The following is a 15609-nucleotide window of genomic DNA, read 5'->3' as shown; positions in this document are numbered from 1 at the left end:
TAACGCTTGATAATTCGATTTATGCTCGTCACCTGTCGCTCGTCACCTGTCTTCCCTTCGCTCGCACCTAGGACGCATCATTCGCTTAATGGATCAAGAAAACGCCCATTTCGAGTGCGGCGCAATAGCTACGCGAACGCATCATAGTCCTGTTCATCGTAAGCAACAATACTGGATGAGAAACATCGAACCATTGAACATGAACGGGGACTGGAACCGGCCTTTAGCCAGAGGATGCACTATTGAACATAAGCAGAATTCGTGCCAAATTCTTAAAGGCACTGTTTCCGGGCATGAAGGGGTTTTTACAGGGGGACAGTAATATCTATTGTAAAATTTGCCGATAAGCAATCAGGCCAACGTGGAAATGACATCCTCGTGCAGTAGCGCCGTCCTGGCCGGTAACCTTCCAATGGAGGACATCTTCTTCCATGTTTGGAGTAGCAAAAAATCAGTATAAACCGAAAAGGTGATAATTGTAATCTCGTCCAAGCGAATATCGGCACTCTCGCTCATCCTCATCCGCCAGCAAATCGTACGATATACTACCCGTCGAATAAATTCCGGACCGACCCATGCTACACAACATAACTGTATTTCTGGCACACTGGGCAATAATCGCGATCTCGCTATGGCTAACGAGCTTTCTCTTTCACGGCATTTCGTTTACAAGTAAAAAATCCCTACTCATATCGGCGCTGCTGTTAGGTTTTGCTAATGCTGTCATCAGACCTGCCGTCATCGTTTTAACAATTCCATTGACACTGATCACATTTGGTTTTTTTTTGCTGGTCATCAATGCCCTCATGATGCTTCTGGTATCGACGCTCGTCCCGGGGTTCAAGATTTCCGGCTTTTGGACCGCATTTTTTGCGAGTATCGTCGTAACGATCATTAGCATATTCGCAGGTATGCTTATTTTCCCATCAGAAGATACGCTGCTCAATGTCCCCGCGGTCCCCGCCCCTCAAGGCATAATGATCTGAGACAGCAGAATGTGAGTGGATGGGTATGTGTACATTATCCATCCACTCCGAATAAAGTATGAACGAGAGTTCTGGCAGCCTGTCGGACTAAAGAATCGCAGCGAAAAAGTGACTGGGTGAGGGCAGATTTTGAGGATTTTGAAGGCCAATAGTTATTCTATTGGCTGAAAAAGCGGCAGAATATAAAACCAGCCAGACGCTTTTGCAGCCGATTTCCTTTAAGTCAGACAGGCTGCTAGGCTTCCGCCTCCATCTCCGCAACGTTCAGCAACATCGACAATTTTTCGGTATCGGCATTGGGCTCAAATGGCAGAACGCCCAAAAGTGGGCAGCCCAGCCGCTGCGTTAAGGCGGACACATTCTCATCGAGCGCGGTCATTTGGAAGTCGATCTGGTTCGCCACCCATCCAACGAGCGGCAGCCCAGTCGCTCGCACAGCCTGGGCGCTCAGCAGCGCATGGTTAAGGCAGCCAAGCTGCATCCCTACGACCAGAATCACCGGTAAACCCAATGCTTTCGCCATGTCGGCACTGTCTTGATGGTCATTGAGCGGTACGAGAAAACCGCCGACGCCCTCGACAATCACTACATCGGCAATTTTTTCCAGTTCCAGGCAGGCTTGAAGAATGATATTGATGTCGATGTCGATGCCCGCCCGGCTCGCCGCAATATGCGGTGCAATCGGTGGGACTAATGCGTAAGGGTTTATCTGTTCGCGTGGTGCGGTGACATTGCTTGCGGCTGCAAGTAATTCCACATCCACCCATTTACCGTTCTCACAACCCGCCGCCACCGGTTTCATGCCTATAGCAGTTTTGCCCTGTGCCGCAAAAGCATGCAGCAACGCACAACTAACCAGGGTTTTGCCTACACCCGTACCGGTACCGGTAATGAAATAACCTTTTGACATAAGAAGTCGCCGCTCAGGCAAGGCCGAGTTGCCGTCTGAGCTCAGGTGTAACGATGGTTGTTCGCGGCTGGGGTTTCCAGGCATGGCCATAAACTACTTCAAAGGTCGCGGGTAATTTTCCTTCTTTCCGCAAAATCTCGTACTGGCTTATCGCTTTTTGCCACGCGTTTTTCCCGGTTAACCCCCTCCGCCTTCCCTGGGTGACATTATGGGCGCCGATGGCTTTGAGATCGCGCATTACGCCGATCACGTCATCATAGGTCAACGTAATATATTCCATATCCATGACAGGCGTAGCGAAACCGTTATGTACCAGCATGTCGCCGATATCGTGCATGTCCGTGAAGCGATTGACATGATTGTAGTCATCCATGTGGCGGAATGCCTGGCGCAACTCTTTCAACGTATCTGGCCCAAAGGTGCTGAACATGAATAAACCGCCGGTTTGCAGGACTCGACGTACCTCGGCAAATGTCTGCTTGAGGTCATTGCACCATTGCAGCGCCAAGTTGGACCAAACAAGACCCGCACACGAATCCGCCAACGGTATCTGTTCTATGTCGCCCACGATATAGTTGGCATGATGCCCACGCTTGTCTCCAACAGACTTCAATAATTGCCGCCACCAGGGTATCGCAGGCCGGGCCTGCAAATGCATTGCCGGGGCAATGTCGATCGCCAACAGGCGGGCCGCCGGATAGCGCATGAGTAATTCGCGTGTGCCGTAACCCGTGCCGCTGCCGGCATCGAGGATGACATCCGGTTTGTATTTAATGTATTCGAGACGCGCCAGCATACGATGGCAAATTTCGCGCTGCAACACCGCCGCCTGGTCGTAATGCGGGGCTGCCCGTCCAAAAGCGTTGCGCATCTGGCGCTTATCGATGGTATGGTCGTAGTTCACTTGGTTTTCAATGCCCATACGTTAGCGGATGAGCCAGCCGAAGCATGGCGGTCACAAATCGATCGGGATAAGATAAGAACGGGGCATGGCCGCAGCCTGGCAGCATGATCAGCTCCGAATTTTTCAGCTGCTGGTTCATCCATCTTGCTGCATCAGGATGCGTAATGACATCATTCTCACCCTGAAAAAGTAAAACCGGCTGCCTGATATTTCTGATTTTGCCACGCAAATCGCTCGATAACAGAATCTGTAATCCCGCCTCCAACGCGGCATCATCCGGTTTACTGCGTTCGAACAGGCTCTTGCGCAACTGCACCAATGCTGAGGCTGTGCCGCTGCCGCCGCCACTTATCTGCAACGTCAGGAATCTTTTCATGGTAACGGAATAATCCCGTTTCAAATTTTCCGTGAATAATTGCAACGTGGCGGCCTCCATTCCCCATTGCCAGTCGCTATGTCTGACAAAGCAGGGAGTGGTGGAAATCAACGCAAGTTTTCTGACACGTAATGGTTCTCGCAATGCAAGTTCGATGGCCACCTGTCCGCCCAGCGACCATCCGCAAACAATAAAGCTTGCGGGCAAAACATCCGCGAGCATCTCAGCCATGCCTTCAAGCGTAGCACTTTGCGAACCCGGTGCATGAGCCGGACTGGAGTTCCGGCTGAAGCCGTGCCCCGGCAAATCTACCAGATGCAGCCGGAAATGCTGGGCCAGATGATCGGATACGTCCCGCCACATACCGCTGTGCATGGCCCATCCGTGCAGCAGAACAATATCGGGACCCGATCCGATCGATTCAATATGAAGGTTCATTGGCCACGGAACCCGCGACCATCGGGAATCATTATTCGGCGCTTCACGAGTTGCTATCCAGTTCTCTTAGCGCTTTCCCCAGCCGTGCAACGTCTTCCATTCCATGTGTAGCGGACAATGAGATCCGCAGCCGGGCCGCGCCTTGCGGAACGGTAGGCGGACGAATTGCCGGAACCAGGATTCCGTACGCACGTAGCGCCGCGCTGATTTGCGAGGCCTTTTCGCTTTCGCCGATGAGCAGGGGCTGGATGGCAGTATCCGACGGCAATAGTTTCCAGCGCAACGATTGCATTTCTCGTTTAAGCGCTGCGGTAAGTTGCACGAGGTTCTCGCGCCGCCACTCTTCTCGCTCGATCAACTCCAGGCTCGTGAGCAAGGCGTGGGACAATAACGGGGGAGCCGCCGTGGTATAGATGTAGCTTCGCGCATACTGAACCAGGGTTTCGATAACCTCCGCTTCTGCGGCGACGAAAGCGCCGAATACACCTGCCGCCTTGCCGAGAGTTGCCATATAGATAATGCGCGGCGAACGGATATTGAAGTGTGCCGACACTCCCCTCCCCTGCGGGCCAAGCACGCCAAACCCATGCGCATCGTCGAGCAACAGCCAGGCATTGTATTTTTCGCACAACGCCAACAGATTGGCCATCGGGGCAATATCTCCATCCATGCTGAACACCGCATCGGTCAACACAAGTTTATGTTTCGCCTGAGATGCAGCGAGTTGGCGTTCCAGCACAGCCAGATCAAGGTGCGGGTAGCGGATAAACTTCGCGCGAGAAAGCAGTGCGGCATCGTTGAGCGAAGCGTGATTGAGCTTGTCGGAAAATATCGTATCGCCACGCGCCGCCAATGCTGTGATCACCCCTGCATTAGCCATATATCCAGTGGAAAATAGTAATGCCCGGGAAAAGCCGGTGAAGTGCGCCAGCGCTTCCTCCAGCGCATGGTGTGCCGAGAAATGCCCACTGATCAGGTGGGAAGCGCCTGCGCCGACCCCATATTTCCGGGCTCCTTCGCAGACCGCTGCAATCAACTGTGGATGATTGGCGAGGCCGAGGTAATCATTGCTGCAAAACGAGAGATATTCTCGTCCTTCCACACAGACGTGCGTGTTTTGCGGGCCCTCCAGCGTCAGGCGGCGACGGTACAGCTTTTCCCTCTCCCGGCCGCGTAGTTGTTCGCGCAGGTGTTCAGCGAGGTTGTTGCGCATCTGGGAGGCTTCGCAGCTAAGCGGCAGGAGATCTGCTATTTTAGGGTTGAGGAACCTATATCGGGCTCAACCCCAATTTGTCAAATAACGCCTTGTCGCGTTCGGCTTCCGGGTTGCCGGTAGTGAGTAATTTGTCGCCATAGAAAATCGAGTTGGCGCCGGCAAGAAAACATAGCGCCTGCACGGCATCCGACATCTCCTGCCTACCGGCGGATAACCTTACCATTGCGGTAGGCATGGTAATACGCGCAGCCGCGATGGTACGTACAAATTCCAGGGGATCGAGGGCCGCGGTACCATGAAGCGGTGTACCTTCCACTTGCACCAGATGATTGATGGGAACGGATTCCGGGTAAGGATCGAGGTTGGCCAGTTGAGCTAACAGACCAGCGCGGGCATGACGCGACTCGCCCATGCCGACAATGCCGCCACAGCACACATTTATGCCCGCACGGCGCACTTTTTGCAAAGTGTCCAGCCTATCCTCGTAATGACGGGTCGTGATGACTTCCCCATAAAATTCTGGAGCCGTGTCGAGATTATGGTTATAGTAATCCAGTCCGGCTTGCCTGAGCTGCTCTGCCTGCCCCGGCTTCAGCATACCAAGCGTGGCACAGGTTTCGAGCCCCAGCGCTTTGACAGCACTAACCATTTGCGTCATTTTCTCGATGTCTCGCTGCTTGGGCCCGCGCCATGCGGCACCCATGCAAAAGCGGGAGGCCCCCTGTGCCTTCGCCGCCGTCGCTGTTGCCACCACCTCGTCAAGACCCAACATTTCCTGATTCTTGACATCCGTGTGATAGCGCGCTGCCTGAGGGCAATAACCGCAGTCTTCGGGACAGCCACCGGTCTTGACCGAAATCAATGTCGAGAGTTGCACTGCGTTGGCATCGTGATGTTGGCGATGAACCAACTGGGCTCGGTGAATCAAATCGTTGAAAGGTAAATCCAGTAATGCCTCGATCCGGGCAATATCCCATCGCGTTGATTCAGCTGCCGTGCCGGTAAGCTCGTCAGCGAATTTGCCCCCAGTGTTATCCGGACATCGTTCCAGATTAAAGATTACGTTGGAAGTAAGCTGGCTCATACCACATCCTTATCACGTTATATTTTCGTAAGCGTTTGTCCGACTCGCCTACGCTACAATGAACGAAGGAGCGGAAGCGCGGGGGAAGCGCCAAACCAATCCCATCATTCAGAATGACCTGTATCATTATGGATTGCGCTTTTCTTGTCAATTTTTTAATAGAAATTTTTGGACAACAGATTAAATATTATGCAGGCGTTATTCAAAAATAACTGCCTGCTCTGTGGCGCCAGCGCCACTGGCGACTTTTGTGCATCTTGCCGGGACAGTTTGCCTCATTCGCCACCCCATCAGTGTGCCGTGTGTGCATTACCCTTGGCGGAATCTCGTATCTGCGGTGCTTGCCTTGCAAAGCCGCCGGCATTCGATCATAGCGTGGCAGCGATGAGTTATGCCTTCCCGGTGGATGCACTGCTACACTCGCTAAAATATCAGGCGAACCTTGCCATGGCCTCGGTGCTAGCAGATTTGCTGATAGCGCGGATTGATCCCGATGCACTACCGGACTTCATCGTACCGATGCCGCTGCATCCCGCCAGACTGCGCGAAAGAGGCTTTAATCAGGCACTCGAAATTGCCCGGCGCGTATCGAGAAAATCCGGCGTCGCGTTACTGCCGGGTATCTGCCGTCGCATCAAAGATACGCCCTCCCAAACCGGGCTGCCATGGAAAGAACGCGAGAAAAATATTCGTAACGCATTCTCATGCGAGGCGGATCTCGGAGGCAAGCACGTTGCCATGCTGGACGATGTTATGACTACCGGTGCGACATTGAATGAACTGGCGAAGGCATTGCGTAAAAGCGGGGCTGCACATGTGAGTGGATGGGTGGTAGCAAGAACGCTTTCCAGCCACGATAAATTTCCATGATTCCCGAACCCGAATGATCGACGTAATCCTGTACCAGCCTGAAATCCCACCCAATACCGGCAACATTATCCGGCTGTGCGCCAATACAGGTTCGAAGCTGCATCTCATCCAGCCCCTGGGCTTTACTCTGGAAGATAAGCAGTTACTGCGCGCCGGGCTGGACTATCACGAGTTTGCCAGCATGACGGTTCATGCAAGCTGGAAAGCGTGCGCGGAGCAACTGGAGGGTCGCCGCGTTTTTGCTGCCTCTACGAAGGGAAAACATCGCTATGACCTGGCTTCATTCGAGAGCGGAGATGCATTTCTTTTCGGCGCGGAGAGCCGGGGACTGCCGGCTGAGATATTGGAAAGTTTTCCCGAGCAACGCCGCATCCGCGTGCCCATGGTGTCCGGTAGCCGCAGCCTCAATTTGTCCAATACGGTTGCGGTGGTCGTTTATGAAGCCTGGCGCCAGATGGGCTTCGGGAAAGCCAAATAAAACCTGGGTCAAGAAGGGCTTCTACCCACCCTCCAGTGGTTCAATAATTTTCGGTCTTCGGCTCGCGGTTAAGCAACGCTTCCACCGCTTCTCGTGCCGGCACCCCATCATGAAGTATGCTGCATACCGCTCTGGTGATCGGCATTTCGATTTTCAACTCCTGGCTCAGCCGCAATACTTCCCCCGCTGTATGAACTCCCTCGGCGGTATGTCCTAATTCCCGCAGTATTGCCGGCAACGGACGCCCTGCTGCAAGCGCGAGTCCCACTCGCCGGTTGCGTGACAGATCACCGGTGCAGGTCAGTATCAAATCGCCCAGGCCGGTCAATCCCATGAACGTTTCCATACACCCGCCGAGTTTGAGGCCCAGACGGGCAATCTCGGCCAGACCTCGCGTAATCAACGCCGCTCGGGCATTGTAGCCAAGTGCGAGGCCGTCGCAGATTCCTGTGGCAATCGATATCACGTTCTTGACTGCCCCACCCGTTTCCACGCCAACGATATCGCTGCATGAATAAACGCGCAATCTCGCGGTATGCAATTGGGCCGCAACCCTCCGTGAAAAGTCCACATCATGAGATGCCAGAGTCAAGGCGGCAGGAAGGTTCTGCGCGACTTCCTGCGCGAAACTGGGGCCCGACAAAACGCCGCAAGGCGCCATCCCATCGTATTCTTCCTCCGCAACCTGATGAGGAAGCTTCGCGGATCCTGCCTCGAATCCCTTGCATCCCCATATGATCGGTACGGGTTTTCCGCAGGCAACAATTCCACGTAATGTCGCGCGCAACCCTGAAACCGGAACAACGATCAGAGCGAGTTCCGCCGCTTCAACAGCCACATCGAGAGCTGACGTCAACCGCAGAGAGTCGGGCAAGGGAAAAGCGGGGAAATAACGCTTGTTGACACGCTCGGAAACAAGCTCGGCAACATGCTGCGGATCCCTGGACCATAAAGTGACTTGGTGAGCGGAGTTGGAATTCGCACTGAGACTGATCGCCAGGGAAGTTCCCCAGGCGCCCGCGCCCAAAACGGTTATTCTCATGAACCCCAGACCTGGTTTGCTCTGACGTAACCGCTTTGACCATCGCGATGGCGCACTCTGACCCAACCATTGGCTGCTGACTCGAGCCATTCCATGATGACGCCTTGCTGCGCCTGGAATACAAGCGGCGAACTTGTATTCTCAGCCTGATACACCTCTGCGAGAGGGGCAGTAACGATGACATGGCGTTTTTCGCTCAATGCTTTTGCTTCTACCCAGGCCAGGGTACCTTCGCTATCGCGAATCTTGACCCAGCCTTCGACTTTCACCACGGCCTCTACCGGTAGATCACGACTTGCGGCATATAGCTTAACGGCCTTGAGTGATGGCGCGTCGTACATAATGACGGCATCATCGTTTATCGAGAAAAACTCCAGCGCCGCAATGGCAGGCGCCGGAAACGTCAGCACCACAATCCACAATTGCGTCAGAGCCCGCTTCAGCAGGACCATTCTCAATAATCCGGCCCACGGATATTTCATATCTAATGCGTTATTTTTTGTGTTTCTTCCGTTTTTTCCACCTTCTCTGCCGTTGCTGAATTCTGCTCGGCTTGCTGTTTACCTTGATAGTAAAGCGCTTCAAAATTGACAGGGCTTAGAATCACGGCGTGAAATCCGGCACGGGTAACAATATCGGAAACCACTTCACGCAAGTAAGGGAAAAGAATATTAGGACACGCAATGCCCAGCACGGCGTCCATTTCAGCTTCAGGCACATGGCGAATCTGAAAAATGCCCGCTTGCTGCACCTCTACCAGAAACATCGTCTTTTCCTTGACTTTCGCGGTGGCGGTTATCGTCAGCAATACTTCATACATGCCTTCATCAATGCGCTCACTCTTGGTATGCAACTGAATGTTGACCTCGGGCGTTTCGCGATCAAGAAAAATTCGTGGCGCATTAGGTATCTCAAGGGACAAATCCCGAACGTAGATTTTTTCAATGCTGAAAACCGGCTGCTGCTGGTCGCTCATATGGGGCCCATAGGATAATCAAAAGGATAATCAAGAAAGAGTAATCGAAAATATCGTGTTAGCGTAAAGCATGCTCGCCGTAGGCGATACAGATTCTGGAATCTTGAGCTGGCATCGGCTCAATGTTCGCTTTACCAAGGCTAAGCTCACTTTATTTTTTCTATCGCAACGCCAATCAGATTGCAAGGAGCTTTACCAGTCCATCGGTGCGGTCAAGCTTTGCGAGGTCATCGTAGCCACCCACATGAGTGTCGCCTATGTAAATTTGCGGGACGGTGCGGCGTCCCGTTTTTTCCATCATCTCGGCACGCCGTGCGGGGTCCTGATCTATACGAATTTTTTCTATTTCCGTCACCCCTCGGGCACGCAACATTCGCTCCGCCATTATGCAGTACGGGCAGAAAGCCGTGGAATACATGACTACCCTCGTCATCGGCACCCCTTTATTTTTTTACTATCGGCAAGTTTGCCTGCCGCCACGCATCGATGCCGCCTGCAAGGTTATATACGTGCGTAAAACCATTGCTGCGCAAGATAGAACGAGATTTGCCCGACGAATTCGTTCCGGTGCGATGTATTAATACAATCGGCTTGTCCTTGAATTTTTCAAGCTCGGAGAGCCGTTGCTCAAGCTTATCCGCAGGGATATGCTTTGCATTGGGTAAATGGCCCGCTTCGTATTCACTACCTTCGCGCACGTCCAGCGCCAACCCGTCCTTGTAATTGATCATTTGAACCGCTACCAGTGTGTCCACCTCGCCGCCGGAGCGGCGCGTCAGCATCGGCCACAACAGCATGCCACCGCTGGCCAGAGCAGCCACGATAAGCGCTATATTGTTTTGCAAGAATGACACGTCCATACTCCTTGATATACTTGACCGTGGATTTTATCAGAGACGGGAACATTGAGGAATTCTCTTGTTCCGCGGATAAAGAAGTACACATTCCCATGACTGGTCGGCGCAGAGTCCGACTGGACCACCAGGTTATGGGCGCCATGTATTGGCAAATGTGGCGCCGGGCGGCAAAAATCAGTTCGTTTCGTCTTGGGAACCCTCTGGTATTCAGGGTATTCAGGCTTGAACCTCTCTCCCATGCTGCGGCCGTGCCCGAAATACATTAAAATACTATAGCATTTCAAACCGCTTTGCGGAAAATCTCATCCTTTCTATAAACAATATGAAAAAACTCATCCTCCTGCGGCATGGAGAAAGCACGTGGAACAAGGAGAACCGGTTCACTGGCTGGACCGATGTGGATTTATCTCCAAAAGGTGTGGAAGAAGCGCAAAATTCCGGGCGCTTGCTGCGGGAAGGCGGGTTTACGTTCGATATTGCATATACTTCAGTATTGAAGCGTTCGATTCGCACCTTATGGATCGTGCTGGACGAACTGGATCAGATGTGGATTCCTGTTAACTTAACGTGGCGATTGAACGAGCGTCACTACGGTGCGCTGCAAGGCTTGAACAAGCTTGAGACAGCACTCAAGTATGGCGAAGAGCAGGTGCAGATCTGGCGGCGCAGCTATAATGTTCGACCACCCGCGCTCAGCCCGGAGGATGAACGCTACCCCGGCTTCGATCCCCGCTATCGTAATTTAAAGAGAGAAGATGTTCCGCTGACAGAATGCCTGCAGGATACCGTCGCAAGGTTTCTCCCCTACTGGAACGAAACCATCGCACCCCAGGTCCAATGCGGTCAGCGCATACTCATCGCTGCTCACGGCAATTCGCTACGAGCGCTGGTGATGTATCTCGACAATCTTTCCGAGCAAGATGTCATGCAACTCAATATCCCTACAGGAGTTCCGCTTGTGTACGAACTTGAGGAAGATCTGAAACCTATTCGAAGTTACTATCTCGGCGATCAGGCAGAGATCGAACAAGCGATGCAGGTTGTAGCAAATCAGGGGAAAATATCACCTTAGCCATGAGTTCTACTCATCCGTTTCATTTGTACGTACGATAGTCTTCATCGTAGCTTGGCAGTTTCTCCAGGTGAATCTGTATCGCGCCCGTGGCGTATGGCTTCTTCGGTAAAGATACGGTTGAAAATTTCATTCCTGCGCGATATCAATATATGGTTGAGTGTGATTTGCAAGCTTATTCTGGCTGGGGCACTGATACTGCCGCATTCGCTTCATGCAGCTCCCAAGGTTGAAAAGGAAGAGCTGAAGCAACTGCGCAGTCGAATTGAAAGCTTACAGGAAGAACTGGCGGATACGGAGGAGTCGAAATCGGGAGCGGCTGGTGCACTGCGCGAAGCGGAGCAGGCTATCAACGCCGCCAATCGTAAGTTGATAGCGCTTGCGCGGGAGCAACATGAAGCCAATGGAAAGCTAAGCCAATTAAAAACACAGTCCGGGCTGGTCGCGGAGGATATCCAGGCGCAACAGTTGCAATTGGGCAAATTGCTTTACCGGCAATATTTGGATGGAGGTAGTAAAAAAGAGTATCTGGGCCTCTTGCTCAATCAGCAAGACCCGAATGAAATTGCCCGTGATCTGCATTACTACGGCTATCTCTCCCGCGCACGCATGGAGGAAATAGATGCTCTCCGCGCAAATCTTCAACGGCTTGATGCGCTCGCCACCCAAAGCCGCGAAAAAACTGCGGAAATAACTGCGATCCAGGCTAAGCAGGCCGAGCATAAAAAACACCTTGAGAGAAAAAAAGCCGAGCGCGCAGAACTGCTCGCACAGATTTCGCTCCAGGCCGATCAGCAGCGGCTTGAAATCAGCAAGCTCAAGCGCGACGAAGATCGTCTGGCTCGGCTGGTAGACAAAATCGCTAAAATGCTCGCGCGGAAAAAACGGAGCTCCTCGCGCGGTCCCGGTTCCCTTAGCAACGAGAGATTGCCCGACGCTTCTACCCATGGAAGCCCGTTCTCGTCGTTGAAAGGCCGCTTGAGTTTGCCGGTACTGGGGGAACTTGCGAACCGCTTCGGTAGTCCACGTGCTGATGGGGGTATTACATGGAAAGGGTTATTCATTCGTTCGGCTATGGGTGGAGATGTGAAAGCCATTGCCGGTGGGCGCGTCGTATTTGCCGACTGGCTGAGAGGATTCGGCAATCTGATGATTGTAGATCACGGCAGCAGCTACATGAGCCTCTACGGTAATAACGAAACCGTCCATAAAAAGGTGGGGGATTCCGTTCGCGGAGGGGATACGATCGCTACGGTGGGAAACAGCGGTGGTAACCCCGAATCCGGTTTATACTTTGAATTGCGCCATCAAGGCAAACCGTTTGACCCTTTGAACTGGGTCAGAATAAAATGAGTAACGACACTGCGTGGACAAATGTGGAGAACGTTTAATGGGTAACAAGATGCGGCACTTTGGCTTGGTCATCTTCGGCGTGATCACCGGCGTGATGCTGAGCCTCAATTTTTCTGCCAATGCCGACAAGGAAACCCAGGGGGTGCTGCATCCTCTTCCAATCGAAGAGCTCCGCGCATTCACTGAAGTATTCGGTCGCATCAAGAGCGATTACGTCGAGCCGGTAGAAGACAAGAAACTTATCACAGAGGCGATCAACGGAATGCTGACCGGCCTGGATCCACATTCAGCCTATCTGGACATGGACGCCTTCAAGGAACTGCAAATCGGTACGCAGGGTGAGTTTGGGGGACTGGGCATTGAAGTCAGCATGGAAGACGGATTCGTCAAGGTGATTTCGCCAATCGAAGACACGCCCGCGTTTCGGGCAGGCATCAAACCGGGTGACCTTATCATCAAGCTGGACGATACTGCAGTCAAAGGCCTCTCGCTTACCGATGCCATCAAGCGTATGCGGGGCAAACCCAACACCTCGATAACCCTCACCGTGTTGCGGAAGGGTGAGACCAAACCGCTGGTGTTCACGCTGGTACGGGCAGTCATCAAGATACAGAGCGTCAAGTCGAAGCTGATTGAACCGGGTTATGCATACATACGCATCACGCAGTTTCAAGAACAAACGGGCGAAAACCTGACCAAGGCCATCGATAAATTGTTTAAAGAGAGTACCGTGCCGATGAAGGGGCTGGTACTGGATCTGCGCAACGATCCCGGAGGCTTGCTGAACGGTGCCGTAGCGGTGTCTGCCGCCTTCCTGCCGGCCAATTCGCTGGTGGTGTATACCGATGGCCGTACTGAAGATGCCAAGATGAAGCTCAAAGCCAGCCCTGAATTCTACCTGCGCGATACAAAAAGCGACTATCTGAAGCGGCTACCGGCGGCGATCAAGACGGTGCCAATGATTACGCTGGTAAATGGCGGCTCGGCCTCTGCTTCGGAGATTGTCGCAGGCGCGCTTCAGGATCACAAACGGTCCGTCGTGATGGGCACGCAAACATTCGGGAAAGGGTCGGTGCAAACCATCCTGCCGTTGGGTAACAACACGGCCATAAAGCTCACCACTGCGCGTTACTACACGCCTAACGGACAATCCATCCAGGCCAAGGGGATTACACCCGATATCCTCGACGAATCCGCGAAAGATGAATTTGAGCGTTTGCGCGAAGCCGACCTGGACCGCCACCTGTCCAATGGAAAACCACAAGAGGCCAAACCTGCGACAGAAGCGATAAAGGTAGCACCCAAGCCCGAGGCCAAGATACTCAAACCGGAGAACGGAGAGGATAAAAACAAGAAACAGGAGCCCCCAGCGGAATTTGGCTCCAGCGGCGACCTGTTGCTGACCCAGGCGATGAATTATTTCAAAGCTAGCCCAGCGAACAAGAACTCGGCAAAAATAACGAATTGATTCAACCGGCGATTGTCACAAAGCGGAGGAATTAGAGAAGCTATAGATAATTCCTCCGTAGATCGCGTTACTGGCAATTGGAAGCTTGCTCAGGTTATGTAGAAGCACGCCGGCTGTAAAAGAGATCGTCATTCGGCCTAGCACGCTTTTCTTATTGCACGCCCTACGTTGTATATTGGCAGTTTGCGGCCTGCAAAGGATCAGATACCTAGTTCCATCATAAGGCAATAGATGTCGTGTCGATGCGAGCTATTTTTATAGCTCAGCCAGCCTGCCCTATTGCACACGTGCTTACACTGAGCAATAGGGCATCAACAGCAAAGTGCATCTCATCGCATGAGAATTACATCCCCAATAATTCCGCCGCCATACTAGCAGGCAATGGGCATATATTGTCGTCCTGTAAGCCGTTTTGCCGTCCATCTCTGCCGGCAACAATGAATCTTGCTCCAGTGCCTCAACAACCGCTCGCCATTGTGACCAATGAATGACGACCAACTGCTGCGCTACAGCCGCCACATTTTATTGCCGCAAATCGGCATACAAGGGCAGGAAGCTTTAATTCGGTCACATGTACTTATTGTCGGTGCAGGCGGGTTGGGTTCGCCTGCGGCGATGTATCTCGCCGCAAGTGGTGTCGGCAAACTTACCATTTGCGACAGTGACGAAGTCGACCTGACCAATCTCCAGCGCCAAATCATTCACACCACTGGTCGTATCGGCACGACCAAGACGAATTCCGCCAAAAAGACACTTGCCGGAATCAATCCCGAAGTCAACGTGATTACGCTAAATGAGCGCATGGATGAGGAGAAATTGTTGAAGGTGGTTGCGAATGCCGATGTCGTGGTAGATGCGAGCGATAATTTTTCCACCCGGCTTGCCATCAACCAGGCCTGTATCATTCGTAAAAAACCGCTTGTATCGGGCGCAGCAGTGCGCTTCGATGGACAGGTTGCCGTATTCGACCTACGCCAGGAGCACAGCCCCTGTTATCAATGCCTGTTTCCTGAAACTGGTGAAAATGAGGATATGCGTTGCGCTATTATGGGTGCGTTTGCGCCACTGGTAGGGATTATTGGTTGTGTGCAAGCAGCCGAGTCGCTAAAGATCCTGCTGAATATCGGTGAAACGCTGAATGGGCGTCTCCTGCTGCTCGATGGTTTGATGATGGAATGGCGTTCAGTCAAACTGAATAAGGACCCGGCATGCACGGCATGCGGTACGGATGAGCCTGCACGCAATACAACTGAGCCAGTTATGACCGAATAGGCACGCACTCGAGCGCCGCCTAACAAATCCTCACTGATCTCACGGTGCATCGAGTCATCCCTATCTCACAAGCTTCTATATGAGGAAGACGATATTTATATTTTCTCAGCCGGTCTTAGGCTTGGGGATTATTATTTCACCCGTTCGGTCGTTCCATATTATTGGGCTGCAGCGATTTTCGTGTGCCATCCTTGTATTTTTCACGGGTAGGGCGCGTTGCGCCATAGAAAAAGGTTACCGAAACAGTTTTGCAGTTAACGTTGTGCCATAAGGAAAGGAATTCATTTTAGTGCATCGAAGATGATTT

The 15609-nt window shown here is 52.6% G+C and carries 17 protein-coding genes; 7 read left to right on the top strand and 10 right to left on the bottom strand.

The window, feature by feature from the left end; all coding sequences use genetic code 11:
* Positions 1 to 575: 575 nt before the first annotated feature.
* Positions 576 to 986, top strand: a complete 411-nt coding sequence (locus BLS94_RS10835) for a phage holin family protein (protein ID WP_090960849.1) — start codon at positions 576 to 578, stop codon at positions 984 to 986.
* 235 nt (positions 987 to 1221) lie between these two features.
* Here BLS94_RS10835 and bioD read toward each other — a convergent pair whose 3' ends face one another.
* From bioD to bioB, 5 genes are read right to left on the bottom strand one after another with little or no spacing between them, the layout of a single operon-like run.
* Positions 1222 to 1896 (bottom strand): dethiobiotin synthase, encoded by a 675-nt coding sequence (gene bioD / locus BLS94_RS10830; RefSeq protein WP_090960846.1) that lies wholly within the window; start codon positions 1894 to 1896, stop codon positions 1222 to 1224.
* Between the two features lie 13 nt (positions 1897 to 1909).
* On the bottom strand, positions 1910 to 2800 hold the full coding sequence (gene bioC, locus BLS94_RS10825) for a malonyl-ACP O-methyltransferase BioC (RefSeq protein ID WP_083569880.1): 891 nt from the start codon (positions 2798 to 2800) through the stop codon (positions 1910 to 1912).
* Positions 2801 to 2807: 7 nt separating this feature from the next.
* Positions 2808 to 3614, bottom strand: a complete 807-nt coding sequence (gene bioH / locus BLS94_RS10820) for a pimeloyl-ACP methyl ester esterase BioH (protein WP_090960843.1) — start codon at positions 3612 to 3614, stop codon at positions 2808 to 2810.
* 43 nt (positions 3615 to 3657) lie between these two features.
* Complete coding sequence (gene bioF / locus BLS94_RS10815; RefSeq protein ID WP_090960841.1) at positions 3658 to 4827, bottom strand: 8-amino-7-oxononanoate synthase; 1170 nt, start codon at positions 4825 to 4827, stop codon at positions 3658 to 3660.
* Between the two features lie 55 nt (positions 4828 to 4882).
* Positions 4883 to 5914: a biotin synthase BioB gene (gene bioB, locus BLS94_RS10810; RefSeq protein WP_090960838.1), complete on the bottom strand. Its 1032-nt coding sequence runs from the start codon at positions 5912 to 5914 to the stop codon at positions 4883 to 4885.
* Positions 5915 to 6103: 189 nt separating this feature from the next.
* Between bioB and BLS94_RS10805 the strand changes: the two genes are divergently transcribed.
* Together BLS94_RS10805 and trmL are read left to right on the top strand one after the other, a co-directional pair.
* Positions 6104 to 6784 (top strand): ComF family protein, encoded by a 681-nt coding sequence (locus BLS94_RS10805; RefSeq protein ID WP_090960835.1) that lies wholly within the window; start codon positions 6104 to 6106, stop codon positions 6782 to 6784.
* 13 nt (positions 6785 to 6797) lie between these two features.
* On the top strand, positions 6798 to 7262 hold the full coding sequence (gene trmL, locus BLS94_RS10800; RefSeq protein ID WP_072766721.1) for a tRNA (uridine(34)/cytosine(34)/5-carboxymethylaminomethyluridine(34)-2'-O)-methyltransferase TrmL: 465 nt from the start codon (positions 6798 to 6800) through the stop codon (positions 7260 to 7262).
* 40 nt (positions 7263 to 7302) lie between these two features.
* On the opposite strand, the gene BLS94_RS10795 is transcribed toward trmL, so the two are convergent.
* The 5 genes from BLS94_RS10795 to BLS94_RS10775 all read right to left on the bottom strand — a co-directional run bounded on the left by BLS94_RS10795 (position 7303) and on the right by BLS94_RS10775 (position 10140).
* A complete protein-coding gene (locus BLS94_RS10795) occupies positions 7303 to 8304 on the bottom strand; it encodes an NAD(P)H-dependent glycerol-3-phosphate dehydrogenase (RefSeq protein WP_072766720.1) in 1002 nt (333 codons plus the stop codon).
* The gene (locus tag BLS94_RS10790) at positions 8301 to 8786 is read right to left on the bottom strand and encodes an SH3 domain-containing protein (protein WP_072766719.1); all 486 of its coding nucleotides are present in this window, start codon (positions 8784 to 8786) and stop codon (positions 8301 to 8303) included. The genes BLS94_RS10795 and BLS94_RS10790 overlap by 4 nt, the downstream gene beginning before the upstream one ends.
* A gap of 2 nt (positions 8787 to 8788) precedes the next feature.
* Positions 8789 to 9280, bottom strand: a complete 492-nt coding sequence (gene secB / locus BLS94_RS10785; protein WP_072766718.1) for a protein-export chaperone SecB — start codon at positions 9278 to 9280, stop codon at positions 8789 to 8791.
* 175 nt (positions 9281 to 9455) lie between these two features.
* Positions 9456 to 9713 carry a glutaredoxin 3 gene (gene grxC, locus BLS94_RS10780; protein WP_072766717.1) on the bottom strand — a complete coding sequence of 86 codons (258 nt, stop codon included), beginning with the start codon at positions 9711 to 9713 and terminating at the stop codon, positions 9456 to 9458.
* A gap of 10 nt (positions 9714 to 9723) precedes the next feature.
* A complete protein-coding gene (locus BLS94_RS10775; RefSeq protein WP_072766716.1) occupies positions 9724 to 10140 on the bottom strand; it encodes a rhodanese-like domain-containing protein in 417 nt (138 codons plus the stop codon).
* A gap of 319 nt (positions 10141 to 10459) precedes the next feature.
* On the opposite strand from BLS94_RS10775, the gene gpmA reads away from it, so the two are divergent.
* The 4 genes from gpmA to BLS94_RS10755 all read left to right on the top strand — a co-directional run bounded on the left by gpmA (position 10460) and on the right by BLS94_RS10755 (position 15302).
* Positions 10460 to 11209: a 2,3-diphosphoglycerate-dependent phosphoglycerate mutase gene (gpmA, locus tag BLS94_RS10770; RefSeq protein WP_090960832.1), complete on the top strand. Its 750-nt coding sequence runs from the start codon at positions 10460 to 10462 to the stop codon at positions 11207 to 11209.
* Positions 11210 to 11329: 120 nt separating this feature from the next.
* On the top strand, positions 11330 to 12562 hold the full coding sequence (locus BLS94_RS10765; RefSeq protein ID WP_256325394.1) for a murein hydrolase activator EnvC family protein: 1233 nt from the start codon (positions 11330 to 11332) through the stop codon (positions 12560 to 12562).
* 37 nt (positions 12563 to 12599) lie between these two features.
* Positions 12600 to 14030: a S41 family peptidase gene (locus tag BLS94_RS10760; protein ID WP_090960825.1), complete on the top strand. Its 1431-nt coding sequence runs from the start codon at positions 12600 to 12602 to the stop codon at positions 14028 to 14030.
* Between the two features lie 483 nt (positions 14031 to 14513).
* Positions 14514 to 15302, top strand: coding sequence for a HesA/MoeB/ThiF family protein (locus BLS94_RS10755; RefSeq protein ID WP_090960822.1), 789 nt, complete (start codon positions 14514 to 14516; stop codon positions 15300 to 15302).
* Positions 15303 to 15609 lie beyond the last annotated feature (307 nt).

The sequence above is a fragment of the Nitrosospira sp. Nsp18 genome (assembly GCF_900103145.1).
In the GTDB taxonomy this organism is placed as follows: Bacteria; Pseudomonadota; Gammaproteobacteria; order Burkholderiales; family Nitrosomonadaceae; genus Nitrosospira.
The sequence above is the reverse complement of the archived record's forward strand: the minus strand, read 5'-3'. Positions and strand labels throughout refer to the sequence as shown.